General features: G+C 32.9%; 24 protein-coding genes. 22 read left to right on the top strand and 2 right to left on the bottom strand.

What is annotated here, in order from left to right; translation table 11 throughout:
- Positions 1-8: 8 nt before the first annotated feature.
- Positions 9-326 carry a hypothetical protein gene (locus BCR25_RS05055; RefSeq protein ID WP_245792215.1) on the bottom strand — a complete coding sequence of 106 codons (318 nt, stop codon included), beginning with the start codon at positions 324-326 and terminating at the stop codon, positions 9-11.
- Between the two features lie 141 nt (positions 327-467).
- Between BCR25_RS05055 and BCR25_RS05050 the strand changes: the two genes are divergently transcribed.
- The 18 genes from BCR25_RS05050 to BCR25_RS04970 all read left to right on the top strand — a co-directional run bounded on the left by BCR25_RS05050 (position 468) and on the right by BCR25_RS04970 (position 10946).
- Positions 468-797, top strand: coding sequence for a hypothetical protein (locus tag BCR25_RS05050; protein ID WP_069662529.1), 330 nt, complete (start codon positions 468-470; stop codon positions 795-797).
- Entirely contained in the window at positions 794-1399 is a 606-nt protein-coding gene (locus BCR25_RS05045; RefSeq protein WP_069662528.1) for a thermonuclease family protein, read from the top strand. Before BCR25_RS05050 ends, BCR25_RS05045 begins: the two co-directional genes overlap by 4 nt.
- A 3-nt stretch (positions 1400-1402) precedes the next feature.
- Complete coding sequence (locus BCR25_RS05040; protein ID WP_069662527.1) at positions 1403-2023, top strand: hypothetical protein; 621 nt, start codon at positions 1403-1405, stop codon at positions 2021-2023.
- An 87-nt stretch (positions 2024-2110) separates the two neighbouring features.
- Positions 2111-2371, top strand: coding sequence for a helix-turn-helix transcriptional regulator (locus BCR25_RS05035; protein WP_211272486.1), 261 nt, complete (start codon positions 2111-2113; stop codon positions 2369-2371).
- Between the two features lie 91 nt (positions 2372-2462).
- A complete protein-coding gene (locus BCR25_RS05030) occupies positions 2463-2705 on the top strand; it encodes a hypothetical protein (protein ID WP_069662526.1) in 243 nt (80 codons plus the stop codon).
- Entirely contained in the window at positions 2702-4567 is a 1866-nt protein-coding gene (locus tag BCR25_RS05025; RefSeq protein ID WP_069662525.1) for a DNA cytosine methyltransferase, read from the top strand. Before BCR25_RS05030 ends, BCR25_RS05025 begins: the two co-directional genes overlap by 4 nt.
- A gap of 595 nt (positions 4568-5162) precedes the next feature.
- Positions 5163-5447: a hypothetical protein gene (locus BCR25_RS20535; protein ID WP_211272485.1), complete on the top strand. Its 285-nt coding sequence runs from the start codon at positions 5163-5165 to the stop codon at positions 5445-5447.
- A 63-nt stretch (positions 5448-5510) separates the two neighbouring features.
- Complete coding sequence (locus BCR25_RS05015; protein WP_069662524.1) at positions 5511-6038, top strand: hypothetical protein; 528 nt, start codon at positions 5511-5513, stop codon at positions 6036-6038.
- Between the two features lie 37 nt (positions 6039-6075).
- Complete coding sequence (locus BCR25_RS05010) at positions 6076-6276, top strand: hypothetical protein (protein ID WP_069662523.1); 201 nt, start codon at positions 6076-6078, stop codon at positions 6274-6276.
- The gene (locus BCR25_RS05005; RefSeq protein ID WP_069662522.1) at positions 6269-6922 is read left to right on the top strand and encodes a hypothetical protein; all 654 of its coding nucleotides are present in this window, start codon (positions 6269-6271) and stop codon (positions 6920-6922) included. Before BCR25_RS05010 ends, BCR25_RS05005 begins: the two co-directional genes overlap by 8 nt.
- 45 nt (positions 6923-6967) lie before the next feature.
- Complete coding sequence (locus BCR25_RS05000; protein WP_069662521.1) at positions 6968-7498, top strand: hypothetical protein; 531 nt, start codon at positions 6968-6970, stop codon at positions 7496-7498.
- A gap of 41 nt (positions 7499-7539) precedes the next feature.
- A complete protein-coding gene (locus BCR25_RS20295; protein ID WP_169818985.1) occupies positions 7540-7707 on the top strand; it encodes a hypothetical protein in 168 nt (55 codons plus the stop codon).
- A gap of 31 nt (positions 7708-7738) precedes the next feature.
- Positions 7739-8350, top strand: coding sequence for a hypothetical protein (locus tag BCR25_RS04995; protein WP_069662520.1), 612 nt, complete (start codon positions 7739-7741; stop codon positions 8348-8350).
- Positions 8351-8379: 29 nt separating this feature from the next.
- Positions 8380-8949 (top strand): hypothetical protein, encoded by a 570-nt coding sequence (locus tag BCR25_RS04990; RefSeq protein ID WP_069662519.1) that lies wholly within the window; start codon positions 8380-8382, stop codon positions 8947-8949.
- 40 nt (positions 8950-8989) lie between these two features.
- On the top strand, positions 8990-9493 hold the full coding sequence (locus tag BCR25_RS04985; protein ID WP_069662518.1) for a hypothetical protein: 504 nt from the start codon (positions 8990-8992) through the stop codon (positions 9491-9493).
- On the top strand, positions 9490-9816 hold the full coding sequence (locus tag BCR25_RS04980) for a hypothetical protein (protein WP_069662517.1): 327 nt from the start codon (positions 9490-9492) through the stop codon (positions 9814-9816). Before BCR25_RS04985 ends, BCR25_RS04980 begins: the two co-directional genes overlap by 4 nt.
- Positions 9817-10058: 242 nt before the next feature.
- Complete coding sequence (locus BCR25_RS04975) at positions 10059-10541, top strand: hypothetical protein (protein WP_069662516.1); 483 nt, start codon at positions 10059-10061, stop codon at positions 10539-10541.
- 51 nt (positions 10542-10592) lie between these two features.
- Complete coding sequence (locus BCR25_RS04970; RefSeq protein WP_069662515.1) at positions 10593-10946, top strand: hypothetical protein; 354 nt, start codon at positions 10593-10595, stop codon at positions 10944-10946.
- A gap of 44 nt (positions 10947-10990) precedes the next feature.
- Here the strand turns inward: BCR25_RS04970 and BCR25_RS04965 are convergent, their stop codons facing one another.
- On the bottom strand, positions 10991-11188 hold the full coding sequence (locus BCR25_RS04965) for a hypothetical protein (protein WP_069662514.1): 198 nt from the start codon (positions 11186-11188) through the stop codon (positions 10991-10993).
- A 131-nt stretch (positions 11189-11319) separates the two neighbouring features.
- On the opposite strand from BCR25_RS04965, the gene BCR25_RS04960 reads away from it, so the two are divergent.
- From BCR25_RS04960 to BCR25_RS04945, 4 genes are all read left to right on the top strand, one after another.
- Positions 11320-11589, top strand: coding sequence for a hypothetical protein (locus BCR25_RS04960; RefSeq protein ID WP_069662513.1), 270 nt, complete (start codon positions 11320-11322; stop codon positions 11587-11589).
- A gap of 267 nt (positions 11590-11856) precedes the next feature.
- Entirely contained in the window at positions 11857-12234 is a 378-nt protein-coding gene (locus tag BCR25_RS04955; RefSeq protein WP_069662512.1) for a hypothetical protein, read from the top strand.
- A 156-nt stretch (positions 12235-12390) separates the two neighbouring features.
- Positions 12391-13074: a hypothetical protein gene (locus BCR25_RS04950; protein ID WP_169818984.1), complete on the top strand. Its 684-nt coding sequence runs from the start codon at positions 12391-12393 to the stop codon at positions 13072-13074.
- A gap of 37 nt (positions 13075-13111) precedes the next feature.
- The gene (locus BCR25_RS04945; protein ID WP_069662510.1) at positions 13112-13294 is read left to right on the top strand and encodes a hypothetical protein; all 183 of its coding nucleotides are present in this window, start codon (positions 13112-13114) and stop codon (positions 13292-13294) included.
- The last annotated feature ends 79 nt before the right edge of the window (positions 13295-13373 follow it).

The following is a 13373-nucleotide window of genomic DNA, read 5'->3' as shown; positions in this document are numbered from 1 at the left end:
AAAAGGAACTAAGATTTTTTCTTAGGTCCTTTTTTCATTGTTTTTGCATAATTTTCGATATCCTTTTTTAAATAAAGACGTGTTAGTCCATTTCCTTGATTTGTTTTTCGAATATCTTTTAAGTAGAAAGCTGGCAGCTTCTCTAGTGACTGTGTAATACCACGAAGAGATTGCCCTGTGATTTTCATTGCTTCTTGTTTGACTAAAAGATTTTCATTACACCAATCAGAGAGGTAGGATTTATATTCATCAGTTGAAAAATAGTCTAATAGATCGTTGATTTTTCCGTCGTTCTTTAGTTGATTAAGAAAAACTTCTATTTCCATAAAATCACCTCAAGGTCATTATAGCAACAATATTTTCTTGATGCAATAAAATGCGGAAATAAACACACGATAATATAATCATGTTTATATTGACATGGAAGAGGAAAAGGAATATAATTTTAGAAAAAGGAGGTAATAATCATGCTAGAAATTAGTAAAGTTCTATTTTTAATGGTAGTTAGTCAATTATCAAAAGGTATCAGTCAGGGAAGTGATCATATCTTTTATGACATGAACGGATGGTCAAAAGTCTTTTTCGTCATAGTGTTCTTTTGCGTGTTGTTCGCAGTGATAGGGCTTATTCTTAAACATTCCTTGATGATTGGTTTTCTTATTTTTTTAGGATTTCCTTTGTTAATGTTCTTTAGCAAACTAGTGATGATCGTTACTTTAGGGTGGTTTGTACTATCAATCATTCGAACAGCAACAGGAATGTCAAATAGAGCTAACTTAGGAGTAAAAGCAAAATGAAAAAGCTTAAGATAATTATTATCGGGTTGTTACTTGTATTTTTTTCTACGGGATGTAGTCAAGTTTCTAAGGAGATAAAGGATAAAGTCAACTTTAACAATAAAACAGTACAAGAAAATAAGTACAGTGACCTACCGAAAGAAACAAAAATTTCAGTTGAAGTTTCTCGTTTTATAGATGGTGATACCACGGAATTTATCATAAATGATACAAGTGTAGTTACTAGATATTTATTAATTGATACACCTGAAACTGTGAAAAGGGGGTTGGATGTTCAACCGTTTGGTAAAGAAGCCAGTAATCGGACTAAAGAACTGCTTGAACAGGCAAATATTATTGAATTGATGATCGATAAAGGAAATCCAACAGATATGACAGATAGCAAGCGTCTATTATCTTATGTATTTGTAGACGGAGAACTCCTTCAGGATATTCTTGTGAAAGAAGGCCTAGCGAGAGTTGCTGTTTATGATTCTAATAATGTGAGGTTTTTATCGACACTAGAAAAGAGTGCGGAGATAGCAAAAAATAATAAAGTCGGTATTTGGAGCATTGATGGTTATGTGACAAATCACGGCTACAACTATGAAAAGAGGAATTAATTAATGGATATAACGAATGAAAAATTATTAAAACAAGTGATTGAAAATGTAAAAAGTGAAGTTGAAAAATTAGAAGTTATCAGACAAAACATATCAGATGAGTTATATAGATATGATGAAGCTTCTCTTGCTAATCAGAATAACGAAACTATTTTTGATGAATTGCAGCAGAAGACAGATGAAAGCTATATTCATGTGGACGAGTCGATGCAGTCTCTTAATAACATTGTTAAAAATTTAGGAACTACTCTTGAGTTGAACGAAAAAATTAAAGCGTCAGAAAAACAGTATGGAAAAAAAGAAATAGGTGAAATCGAGAGCGAAATGAACAGCTATTATGTAACGGTAACTGAAGCTGGCTACTCATTTGATGTCATTTATGCAGAAAATAGTGATGATTTGGCACGAGAAATCGAGTCCGTTAATAGCTTAGATCATTTTGATGCAGTTCCATTAAAGGACGCACTAGATAATGATATTCATGTGAATATGAATAACACAGTGCGGTCAGATCAGCTTTCTAAATTAATCAATGAATATGTGTATGTGAAAGAGTCGAATCAGAATAACCTGGAAACTTATCAGGAAGAAGAACTTCAAGAAGATCAACAGATGACACTTTAATATTTTTAGAAAGCGAAGTATTGAATGTGCCATTAGAGAGAGCTGATGGCACATTCATTGATATTTAAAGAAAGAAGGTGAAATGAGTTGGCCAAGATTAGAAGAGAAATAGTAAATCGTGTGTTAGAAGTAAGAACCGCGAAAAATATGAGTCAAAATGAACTAGCAAAAAGACTAGAAATTTCAAGATTATCAGTGAAGAGTATTGAAAGAGGAAAGTATATACCGCCCCTTCAGTTAGCATTTGATATAGCGGAAGAATTAGATGTTGGGGTTGAAGAGTTATTTTTCCGGGAAAAAAAAGCACCTACTTTGCTCGAACAAAGTAAGCGCCAAAGCAACAAATAAAACGCGCAAAACGTTATGTCTGTTACTAATAATTACTATATCAAATATATAAGTAGCAGGCAATGATAATAGATGAATAGGAGTGAATTAGATGAGGATTTTAACTAATCTCATGTATTTAGCTGTACATTTTCTCCAGGTATCTATCACATTGATCGTGCTGCTTTTTTCGGCACATGTGGGTACTTATGGAAACTACATTTTTGATCCAGTAGACTTTTTATCTCGAAATGCTCTGGTTGTATCTATCCTTTCCGCTTTAGTATCAGGAATTATACAACTAAAGATTAAATACTCTGCAGTCTCAAAAAAATCAAGGGGGATGCTTCAATGAAACGAAAAAAGAAGAAAGCTCTCCTTGAACTATTTGTAGATAATTTCTGCGGAGGTGGAGGTGCAACTGAAGGAATAGAAAGTGGAATCAAACGATCGATCGACATTGCGATTAATCATGATAAAGATGCTATTGCCACCCACGTAGCCAATCACCCAAACGTGAAACACTACTGCGAAGATGTTTTTGAAGTTGACCCAATAAAAGCTACAGCTGGTAAGCCTGTTGCTCTTGCCTGGTTTTCTCCTGACTGTAAACATTTTAGTATTGCGAAAGGTGCAACTCCAGTTAGTAAGAACATTAGAGGGTTAGCATGGGTTGCTATGAGATGGGCAGCCAAAGTTAAACCTCGTGTCATTATGTTAGAAAATGTAATGGAATTTACAACTTGGGGTCAGCTGCGAGCAATTAGAGATCCGGAAACCGGACGAGTTAAAACAAAGGAGATTGTCAGAGTTTATGATGAAAAGAAAAAAGAGTGGAAAAATGTTAATCGAGTGGCTTCACCAGGAGAAGTAGTGCCGAAAGAGAATCAATTAGAAGAACCAGATCCCAAAAAGAAAGGTATGATATTTAAAAAATTTATTCAAACGTTGGAAAGGCTAGGGTATGAGGTGGAGTTTCGTATCTTGAAGGCATGTGATTATGGAACACCTACCACAAGAAAGAGACTTTTTCTGATAGCACGGTCAGATGGAGAGCCGATTGTTTGGCCAGAGGCTACGCATGGACCACGAGATAGTCAGGAAGTACAAGAAGGTAAGCTGCTTCCTTATCGTGCTGCTAAAGAAGTAATTGATTTTTCTCTAGAAAGCAAATCTATCTTCAATAGAGATAAACCATTAAAAGAATCTACGATGAAACGCATTGCTCGTGGATTAAAAAAGTTTGTTGTTGAGAATAATGATCCGTTTTTAACTAAAGCACATAAAAGTGATCAATCGTCTGCTGGTATACCATCGTTCATTCAGATGGGGTATGGTGATCCAGAAGGAAAACGAGTATTAGATTTAAATAATCCATTTGGAACAATTACAAGTGGAGGAAATAAATTTGGTCTAGCTACTGCTTGGATTAAGGAAGATTATGGACAAAGTACAGGAACTGATATCAACAAACCCCTAGGGACAATCACTGCGAAAAGTAATCACCATTCGTTAATGACTGTATTTCTCTCTAAGCATTATGGAGGGAATTATAAAGGAGCTGGCATTGACTTAAGAGATCCTATGGATACAATCACACAAGTTGATCACCATAGTTTAGTTTCTGCCAAACTTCAAAAAATATCTACTCAAGTTAAATCAGATAAAGAATTGATTAGAGTCGGCCATATTATTTCCGCATTGTTTTATAGTTCGACTCGTCTCTTTAGATTGAAATGTATTAGTCGGCTGAATGGTAATGTTGGCAATAGTCTCCAGGTGGAAGAATTCATGAGAAAACACGGTATCTCTGGAACAATTCAAGAACAAAATTCGTCATTTTTAATAAAATACTATGGGAGTGATGACGGGCAATCAGTCGATTCACCTTTGCATACAATTCCTACTAGAGATCGATTTGGGTTAATACAAATACATGGGGTGAATTATCGAATTGTAGATATAACCCTAAGAATGATTCAACCACACGAATTGGCATTAGCTCAAGGCGTGTCAGAATCTTACATTCTTGATAGAGATGCAAATGGTAAAACGATCAGTAAACAAAAACAGGTAGCTAGAATTGGAAATATGGTGGTTCCGCAGATACCAAAAGCATTAGTAAAAGCAAATCTACCAGAACACTGTCCAGATGGTCCATTTGTAGAACAGATAGAACTACTAAATAAAGACTTTGAATCTGAAATAGCAGCTTAGGATCACTTCTTTCGAGAGAAAACAGAAAAATGGAGATGATCTACCAAACTTTGGTAAAAGTGTTGATCAATTTAATAGTGACGGGTCGACAATCGATATATCAGATGATAACTTCCCCTTTTGAAGAAATACTTAGGGGGAAATCTGATCCAAAGGTAATAATAGAAGTTGCTCAAAAAAAAGAAAAGTTATAAACCATCAATGAACGGTCTAGACCCAAGAGGATTCAATAGAAGGCGAGCGACAACAAGCCATACTTAAATTTAATGAAGAGAAGAGGGCCCATAGTAGGACTTTAGGTATTTTCTGGAGGCCATTTAAAGCGTTTAGTAAGTATGAAGGGAGGAGTCAAGGATAGCGGATCTATATGAACAGAATAAAATTATTGATAAAGATCATGTGGCAACACCTAGATGGGTAGTGGAAAACATATACCAACTAATTGATGTATATTCGTTCAAAAATATTTGGTTACCCTTCAACAACTATGATAGTCAGTTTAAACTACAAGCAGAAGAATTAAAACTCAAGTATAAAGCTACTCATTTATTTGATGATGTAGTTTTCTACAGAGCCACCTAGAGAATGCGACTTAATGATAAGTAATCCTCCTTTCAGTCTTCAAAACGAAATTATTAAAAGAAGCTTTGAGTTGGTTGATCAAGGTAAAATAAGATCTTTTGCCTTATTGTTACCGTTAGCGACTTTAGAAACGGAAAAAAGAGCAGAAATGTTTGAGCACCACAAAGAAAAATTGGCTATTCTGATCTTTAAAAAGAGAATCAAGTTCATTGGTCATAGTACAAATTTTAATAAAGGATGTTGCTGGGTTTGTTTTAATATTGATTCATTAAAAAAACAACCAATTCAGTGGGTTTAGAGTAAGTACTTTTTCTATTTATGGTACCTATTAGAATCAACTCTTATGATGAAAGGAAGAATTATGATAAAAAGTATTTTTTTACAAGAATTTTTGGAATGGTTACTTCTAGTCTTGGGAATCACAGGAAATGTGACAAGTATAATCTTGTGGATTCCTCAAGCAAAACAGATTTGGTTGAATCGCCATGATCCAAAAGCGTTAAGAATCATTAGTATAGGGACACAAAAGCTCGTGGCACTGAATACATTAGTTTGGTGCTCTTATGGTCTATTGAAACATGATTTCTGGCTGCCAATTGCTACAATCTTCATACTGCCTTGCGCATTATTAACGATTTATTGGAAAAAGAAGGCTGTAAATAAGGAAAGAGAAACCGAAGAAAATGAACCAAGTACCTGGTTTTCATTCGCTGCATATTGCAGACTTAACGAGCAAGATAAGGAACGTTGTTTAGAAGCTATGTATAATACTGATTTTATAAAGTTGGTCCACAAAGAATCTCTAAATTGGGAATCCTATGAGAGCATGAGTGAGTTAGATAGGATGTATTGGGATAAAGAACTTTGGTGCGAAAAATATGAAAAATAGTAATAACAAATTCAAATTTCAGGAGGAAAGCTAGTTAATGAAAAAGAAATATGAAATGAATTCAATATGGTCAATAATACTGATTTCTGTTGGAATAATATTTGCAGCAATAATTTATTTGAGTAAACTCACTGTGATAACAAGTTTTTTATCAGCTGTATTGATGTATTTACTAACGTTAATAGGCATATTAAAGATAAGAAATTGGCGAAAAGAAAGAAGGATTAAAAATGATTAAAGGTAAAAAACAATGGAACATTACTATAGTTAGACCTGAGTACAGTAAGGATTTTTGCTACATAAAAGATATGTATTCGGTCGTACAAAAAACTGATAAAGAAAACTGGTCTTTTTTTTCAGAGGAAAAAGAAAAGGATTTTGCGATTGATTTATTGAACTACGGAGAATTGACTCGATTGATCTATGTAAATAATCGACCAGTTGCTTATATAAGCTGTTACTTGTTGAAAGCTAATGCTGATATCTTATTGCAAGACGATTATTATCACAAAGTTGGTTTATCATTATCCGATTTGCGAGTTAAATATAACGGTCGTAATGAGAGTTATTTGGACAATAATTTATACATTAATGTTATTGCAGTTTCCGAGAAGTACCAAGGGAGTGTAAAACTCCTAAAAAAATTAACTTTAGCATTAAAAGATATTTTGTACCATAATTTCCACCAGATGAAATTACCAGAAAACGTATATGCAGTCGGAGTTACGGAAAATAGTTGTAGGATGTGTAAATTTTTTGATTTTGAGGTGGAAAGCGTTTCTGAGAGAAAATATAAAGAAATAGTAAATCAACGAACCCTGTATAAAATAAAAACAGGTGCACTGATTGAGAAACTTTATAAAATATTAGATCCAAAGAAATGACACTGCAGACAAAGTGTTTAGTTATACAGAAGGAGGAAATATTACATGAAAACAATTGCAATAGATATAGATGGTACATTAACAGGCAATGATTTAGAATGTGCTATCTATTCAGCAAAACTGGGCCGACCAATATTACCACATGATTTGATAGATTATAATGTTGCAAAAGCCTTATCAATAACTGAAGATGAGGAACGAGCTATTTGGGACAAAAAAACAATCGATTTGTTTTATGACAACGCTGATCCTGATATCGCTGCAATAAAGAAAGTTAATCAAATCAGTGAAGAATATGACGCTGTTATAATCTTATCAAAACGATTTAGTTATGGATATGATGCTACTTTAAGGTGGTTAAAACGAAATAAGGTTTACTTCAACAAATTAGTCTTAACGAATGAACAAGATAAAACACCATTTTTGGACTTATATAAAGTTAACACAATAGTAGAAGATAATGATTATTATATTGATTATCTTTCTGGTAAAGCGAACTTATACACCTACTTAGTCGAGAGGCCGTATAACAAAAATAAAACTACTATGGCTAATGAAATCATAAAATTAACATAAAGGAGCCTGTTTTTGATAGATCGAAGAAAGAAGGAAAATGAATGATTACGTCTCTAAATTTCTTAAGACAATGTATTGAAAGTGTAAATCAAGTATTGATTTCGTTAACTACAATGATTAGTAAGATCAATATAGACTATACATTATTTATCGCTTTATTTATTTTGGTTTGGGAAATGATGGATTTGTTTCTTTTTAAGGAAGAGTGATAACTGACGTTTTTGGGGAAGGAATGTTTTTATGTCAAATATAATGATTACTGGCGTTAGTCGAGTGGGAAAATCAACATTAGCAAAAGCAATGTATAGAGTCCTAAACGATAGCAATTTGAATTATTCTTTGGTTCCTTTTGATCCGTTTATCGATGCATGGAAAGATAAACAGAGTGGAGGAGACCGATCGTTTGAAAAATGGAAAGAACTAGAGTTTAGTGATACATGCCGAGAAATGATAGCTTACACGATTAAAAAATTGTCGAAAAAGCAATATGAAAAACAGAATTTTATTTTTGAATCAGCGCATGCAATATATGATCCTAGACATTTTGATCAAATAATAAAGGAATACCAACTAAACAAATTAATGATGATAAATTTATTACATGATACAGAATATACAACACAAGAATTAATTCAGCAAGTGAGAATTAATGACAATGAAGCAGACTGGACATTCCACAAGAGTAGTGATGAATTACAATATAAATTTGATTGTGCGCTGCAAGCTAATAAAGATGCACTTCATTATTTTGAAAAGAACAACCGAATGTACCATGTTACTTCATATAATCGTGAACAAGTATTTGAAAGTATACTGAACGACACTTGCGATCAACTTAAGATAGTACCGTGAAAATAACGATTTTGGGAAAGGAATTTATTATGAGAACAGGTAAGTATGGTTTAAAAATTGAATATAAAGAGTTGACACTTGATCAAGTTGATAGCTTCATAAAAAATTATCCATTAGAACAACTTGAATGTAAACATATTTGCTATATAAAAGATGATCTATCGACAAAAATATACAGAGAAGCAATAAGTTGTGGATACGAAAAAGTTGTTTTAGGATCTCATAGAAGAGCAACTCATTCTGAAGAGATTAATAGAATTTTAGAGATGGCAACAACTAAAGATTTTTTAAGACCAGTACGAGTAGTCATGGATAAATATGGTAGGTTTTGGTGTGATAATACACACACGACACTAGCATATATACTGCGTGGCGGACAACAATTGAAAGATATACCTTTTTATGTAGTTAATTTGCAAAGTGATAGTATTATTTCATGTGATAATACTATCGCTGGAGATATCCAAGATTTGAGGAATATATATTCTTCTGCTTTGCGAATCCAGGAGAGAATTAATAATGGGATACGACCAAATGGAGTTAAGTGGACAATTAGTTCATTACTCAAAAATATGTCGATGGATAAACTTAAAAACTAAAAACAATGGTTTTTGATATATGAAAGGATGATGATTTGTGATGTTGATTTTTGTGTTTTCTGGCATGGGAAAAACAACACTAGCTCAAGATAATCCCAATATTATCGACTTGGAAACACTTAAATATGAATGGATTTACGATGATGTTGCAAAGGATTGGCATGATGAAGAATTAAAGGGAAGGGATGATGTCCGGAAAAGAAACCCTGACTTTCCAAAGAATTATGTAGACTTTTTAGAGAAACAGACTGAAGAGCAAATAATGATTCTATGTCCCACAAATGAGCTAGTGATAGACGAGCTTATTGATCGTGGATATAGTTATACAGCTATTTACCCAAGTAAAAAAGCCTTTGAAAAATATTACCTTGATAGATTCAATGAGCGTGGGAACTCAAAAGTTTTTATTGACATGTTGACCCTGAATTTTGAGGAGTATATCAAAATATTAAAGAAAGGAAGCGCAGTCAACATTGAAATAAATGCAGATATATTTTTGAACGAAGTTTTAAATAATTTTAACTGGAAAGAGAAAAAAATATGAACCTTTTTATTACAGGAAAACTTAAACAGGAACGTAAAGCTAAGTATACAGTGGTTAATTGTAGTAACTATGGCATAGATACGTGGTCCCCTGTTTTAGATAAATTTAGGTACAATAAGGATACCATTTTTGATATTGATAAAAATGGGGAAATAATATTAGAAGAACACATACCGTTAGAAATTATTGAAGGAATTGCACCAATACTATTTTTAACAGATGAAATTTATAACGTAAAAAACACAGCTAATTTTTTTGCTATCTCTAGTCTACGTAGGTCCTTGATTGTTGAATTAAATGGTAACTATGATCTAAATTTTTAAAATGACGGTTTTTAGGACAAAATGAGGTTGAGGTGAAATAATGATAGATACACTTGAAAAGTTCTTAAGCAGATTGGTTTTCCTTTCAGGAACTATCTTTTTCTTAGAAAATTTGAACAAAATTGAGAAAATAACTTTGAGTAATATATTTATCCTGTTTGGCATGACAGTTGCTTGGATGAGCATATCTAAAGACAATAAAAAATAGAACAACGTTTTTTGGGAAGGAGCTCAACAGAAGAATGAATATAACTAAGAAAAGTAGAATGATTGCTTTAATTAATTCTGCTAATGGTTTGCCGTTAGTTTTTAAAGAAAGACACGTTGACAATGAATTGGAAGTATGTGTGTACGATTCAAACAAATATAGAAAGGAAGGTTCAACTTTTCCACTTAATTACAAAAACAAAGCTAAGCAAATCATTAAGACCTATGGGAGTGTATGGGTATCTGAAGAAGAATTCTATAAATATCCACTTGAATTTAATAATAATGATAGTAATTCAAGTGAAAATGAAGAACCACTAGTTGAATGGCTTACTTTGTATTTGAGAAGTGGAGAAGAACTAAGTCATGAAATGGAAAAAATTAAACAACCCACTAGAGACTATATTTTGACTACAATTATTCCTTTTGAAGTGGAAAATTTTGTTATAGAGGATGACGAAGGCGTATCCAGTTATCAGACTAAATACATTGAAGCGATAACAATACTCTATGAATAATATGTTGAATGAGGGTTTTTGGGATAGCAAAAGGAGGGAAGGAAAAAAATAATGAGCGAATTTGTGTATGCCGACAATTGGAAAGCTATTGAAGGGACGAGCTTAGCAAAGGCTAAAATACGAGAAAAACTAGTTGATAGTTTAGAAAAAGAACATTTACTAGAAATTAGTAGAATGTTAAGAAATGAGGGGTTTATGCCCAAAGATTTTATTTTAAGTGAATACCCGATCGCTGGTGTTTATGTCTGTCAGGCTCTTGATAATTCTAATTATTTCACAGTGGCTTATGATTCAAATAAGAAAGAATTGACTCCTACTTATACCACATTAAAATGTGATGAAAATAGAAACAATACGTTTGCTTGTCAGACGATTGCTGAATCGATAAAAAAAACAGAATGTTGATTTATATACGACAGTTTTTGGGAAACAAAAAAACAACACTACGTTTATTCATAAGTAGTGTTGTTTTTTAATAAACGATCATTTACCCAACCTTGAACGAGGGCAAAGTCTTCGTCTGTTGCAATAGAAATGAAACTTTTCGTAGCTGATTTTTTATTTCTATATTGCTTGCTATCTTTGTTTTTTTGATCATACTTCTTGCTAGCCCTTCTTTGAGCTTCAGATGATTTCAATTCAGTCATTAAAAACCCCTCCTACGATTAGTGTACCATAGCCATTGAAAAAAATCAGCATATTCTTATAAAAAGCATTTACAATATAAGCATATGCTGATATAATTAGGATATAAAATATTGAGAGGAATGTTACAAATATGGAAAATAAAGATATAGGTGTCGCAAAGAATCGTTTAAAAGCATATTTCAAAAGTGATTTTGAAAGAGCCTTTTTCAATGATTTACTGATTTCGATGGATGATTTATTGGATATTCTTGAAGATGAATACAATGTAGATGTAGACGTTGATGATATCGTTTGTAGCGGTTGGCAAATGGATTTTCTGTTACCTGTAAATGTAGAAGGTTCTCAATATCACATTGAAGGTAGTGGGTACTATAGACGTTTGGCTTTGAGAAAGATATAGGAAAGGAATAGAAAATATTTTAGATAGCACTGTGATTCTTCTTTGTCCTAAAGATATGGGGCAAAGAAGAATCACAATAAAAGTTTTAAAAGAAAACAAGATTCGCCTGAATAAAGCTCTAGTTTATCGGTGATAAAAAGCATTTCAAATCCAGAATCTTTCTTCGAAATACATATTATTGATAATTTTGATTTTTGGACTGAAGGTGCTATCGAGGATTTATATTAACGAAGGTTTTTAAAATATCGAATGAGAGAAGGACATTTCATGAAAAGAAAAGAATTGATTTTAGAAAAGGGTCAAGCGAATAGTTTAGAAGAGCTATATCAGTTGATCAATAAATATGAAAAGCTAAAAGAAAACCCTATTACTGATCAAAACTACAAGATGGATTTCACTGCAAAAAATGTTTCAATTGATTTTCTTGATAAGGAATTTCAAAAAGGTGAGATTGTCGTAGAGCATTTGAATAATAGTATCGGTATTACGAAAATAACTAAGTTAGAACAACATCGCGGGGATACGTTAGTTTATACAGGACGACTCTTAGACAACTCTCCAGAGTCTAGCGAAACCAGATTTTATTGGTTGTACAAGATCGAAGCTTTGTGTGTTGATTACAAAATTTATATAGGGGAGTATTGAGTGTAACGGACAAATAGTTAATATCTAAAATGACGGTTTTTGGGACAAGAAAGAAGGTGAGAATCAGTGAGCAAGACAAGTCTTACTAAAGAGATTGAAGTAGCGTTATATCATTACTGTTACGATCTAGGTCATATATTGGTAGAGGAAGTGACAATGCCTAGTAAAGCAGGCATTGTGGACACACTGTCGGTTGAGTTAAAAGGGAATTGTAGCAAGGGCTACGAAAATATTTGGAGATTTTATGAAATAAAGGTAAGCAAGCAAGATTTTTACTCTAAGAATAAACTTACTTTTTTGGGACATTTTAATTATTTTGTTTTGCCTACAGATCTCTACAGCGTAGTTAAAAACGATATTCCTAAAAATATCGGGGTACTCACTTACAACAAGGGCAGTATCTCAATGATGACAAAGCCTATTCGCAAAAAAGAACTTAGTATTGATGAAAATGTTCTGTTCAGAAATTTGATCAAATCAATGAACAGAGAAGTTTTTAAGGCAAAACAAGTAGAAAAAGGTCTGACAATCTATAATACAGAGACGTTGATGAAAGAAATAGTGAAAAGGACAGCCAAAGGAAAAAGTGATTTCCTAGTGGATTTCATGTTGGAAACTTATGCTGAAGACAAAAATAAATTCTTGAACCTTTTAATCGATTCAAGTGTAAGTGAAGATTACAAGGAATTGGTGCTTTCGATATTGTCTCAAGAACTCAAATATTTAAAGGAAGATGTGGTACTGATCAAAGAAGACTATAGAGAAGAAAGACGGCTGAAAAGAGAGGCTTGGTTGAAAATTAGGCAGCTAGAAAATCAACTAAAGGAAATAGCAAATTAACGACGGTTTTTAATAAAGAAGAAAAGGTGAAAGAATAATGATGATATTTATCGCAGGGATGATGTTTGGTAGTTTTGGAGGGGTATTGATTATGTTGTTTGTCCAGGGAGCATATAACGGAGATGCTGAGTGGAAAATAGAATGTGACAAAGAATTTATGAATCAGGATAGAGAAAGATCTGCCTTGCGCTCACAAAGCAGATCCAAAGGTAACAAATAAAATGTACTACCATATTCTTTGCTACTAATTTAATATAGCAAAATTAGTAGCATTGTTCAATTAGGTAAAAACGACGGTT

Origin of the sequence: Enterococcus termitis (assembly GCF_001730305.1) — a bacterium.
Taxonomy (GTDB): Bacteria; Bacillota; Bacilli; order Lactobacillales; family Enterococcaceae; genus Enterococcus_L; species Enterococcus_L termitis.
The sequence above is the reverse complement of the archived record's forward strand: the minus strand, read 5'-3'. Positions and strand labels throughout refer to the sequence as shown.

Excerpts from the sequence above, each read along its gene's own strand:
- BCR25_RS05055 (WP_245792215.1), bottom strand. The coding sequence starts at position 326 with ATGGAAATAGAAGTTTTTCTTAATCAACTAAAGAACGACGGAAAAATC.
- BCR25_RS05050 (WP_069662529.1), top strand. The coding sequence starts at position 468 with ATGCTAGAAATTAGTAAAGTTCTATTTTTAATGGTAGTTAGTCAATTA.
- BCR25_RS05045 (WP_069662528.1), top strand. The coding sequence starts at position 794 with ATGAAAAAGCTTAAGATAATTATTATCGGGTTGTTACTTGTATTTTTT.
- BCR25_RS05040 (WP_069662527.1), top strand. The coding sequence starts at position 1,403 with ATGGATATAACGAATGAAAAATTATTAAAACAAGTGATTGAAAATGTA.
- BCR25_RS05030 (WP_069662526.1), top strand. The coding sequence starts at position 2,463 with ATGAGGATTTTAACTAATCTCATGTATTTAGCTGTACATTTTCTCCAG.
- BCR25_RS05025 (WP_069662525.1), top strand. The coding sequence starts at position 2,702 with ATGAAACGAAAAAAGAAGAAAGCTCTCCTTGAACTATTTGTAGATAAT.
- BCR25_RS20535 (WP_211272485.1), top strand. The coding sequence starts at position 5,163 with ATGATAAGTAATCCTCCTTTCAGTCTTCAAAACGAAATTATTAAAAGA.
- BCR25_RS05015 (WP_069662524.1), top strand. The coding sequence starts at position 5,511 with ATGATAAAAAGTATTTTTTTACAAGAATTTTTGGAATGGTTACTTCTA.
- BCR25_RS05010 (WP_069662523.1), top strand. The coding sequence starts at position 6,076 with ATGAAAAAGAAATATGAAATGAATTCAATATGGTCAATAATACTGATT.
- BCR25_RS05005 (WP_069662522.1), top strand. The coding sequence starts at position 6,269 with ATGATTAAAGGTAAAAAACAATGGAACATTACTATAGTTAGACCTGAG.
- BCR25_RS05000 (WP_069662521.1), top strand. The coding sequence starts at position 6,968 with ATGAAAACAATTGCAATAGATATAGATGGTACATTAACAGGCAATGAT.
- BCR25_RS20295 (WP_169818985.1), top strand. The coding sequence starts at position 7,540 with ATGATTACGTCTCTAAATTTCTTAAGACAATGTATTGAAAGTGTAAAT.
- BCR25_RS04995 (WP_069662520.1), top strand. The coding sequence starts at position 7,739 with ATGTCAAATATAATGATTACTGGCGTTAGTCGAGTGGGAAAATCAACA.
- BCR25_RS04990 (WP_069662519.1), top strand. The coding sequence starts at position 8,380 with ATGAGAACAGGTAAGTATGGTTTAAAAATTGAATATAAAGAGTTGACA.
- BCR25_RS04985 (WP_069662518.1), top strand. The coding sequence starts at position 8,990 with ATGTTGATTTTTGTGTTTTCTGGCATGGGAAAAACAACACTAGCTCAA.
- BCR25_RS04980 (WP_069662517.1), top strand. The coding sequence starts at position 9,490 with ATGAACCTTTTTATTACAGGAAAACTTAAACAGGAACGTAAAGCTAAG.
- BCR25_RS04975 (WP_069662516.1), top strand. The coding sequence starts at position 10,059 with ATGAATATAACTAAGAAAAGTAGAATGATTGCTTTAATTAATTCTGCT.
- BCR25_RS04970 (WP_069662515.1), top strand. The coding sequence starts at position 10,593 with ATGAGCGAATTTGTGTATGCCGACAATTGGAAAGCTATTGAAGGGACG.
- BCR25_RS04965 (WP_069662514.1), bottom strand. The coding sequence starts at position 11,188 with ATGACTGAATTGAAATCATCTGAAGCTCAAAGAAGGGCTAGCAAGAAG.
- BCR25_RS04960 (WP_069662513.1), top strand. The coding sequence starts at position 11,320 with ATGGAAAATAAAGATATAGGTGTCGCAAAGAATCGTTTAAAAGCATAT.
- BCR25_RS04955 (WP_069662512.1), top strand. The coding sequence starts at position 11,857 with ATGAAAAGAAAAGAATTGATTTTAGAAAAGGGTCAAGCGAATAGTTTA.
- BCR25_RS04950 (WP_169818984.1), top strand. The coding sequence starts at position 12,391 with ATGCCTAGTAAAGCAGGCATTGTGGACACACTGTCGGTTGAGTTAAAA.
- BCR25_RS04945 (WP_069662510.1), top strand. The coding sequence starts at position 13,112 with ATGATGATATTTATCGCAGGGATGATGTTTGGTAGTTTTGGAGGGGTA.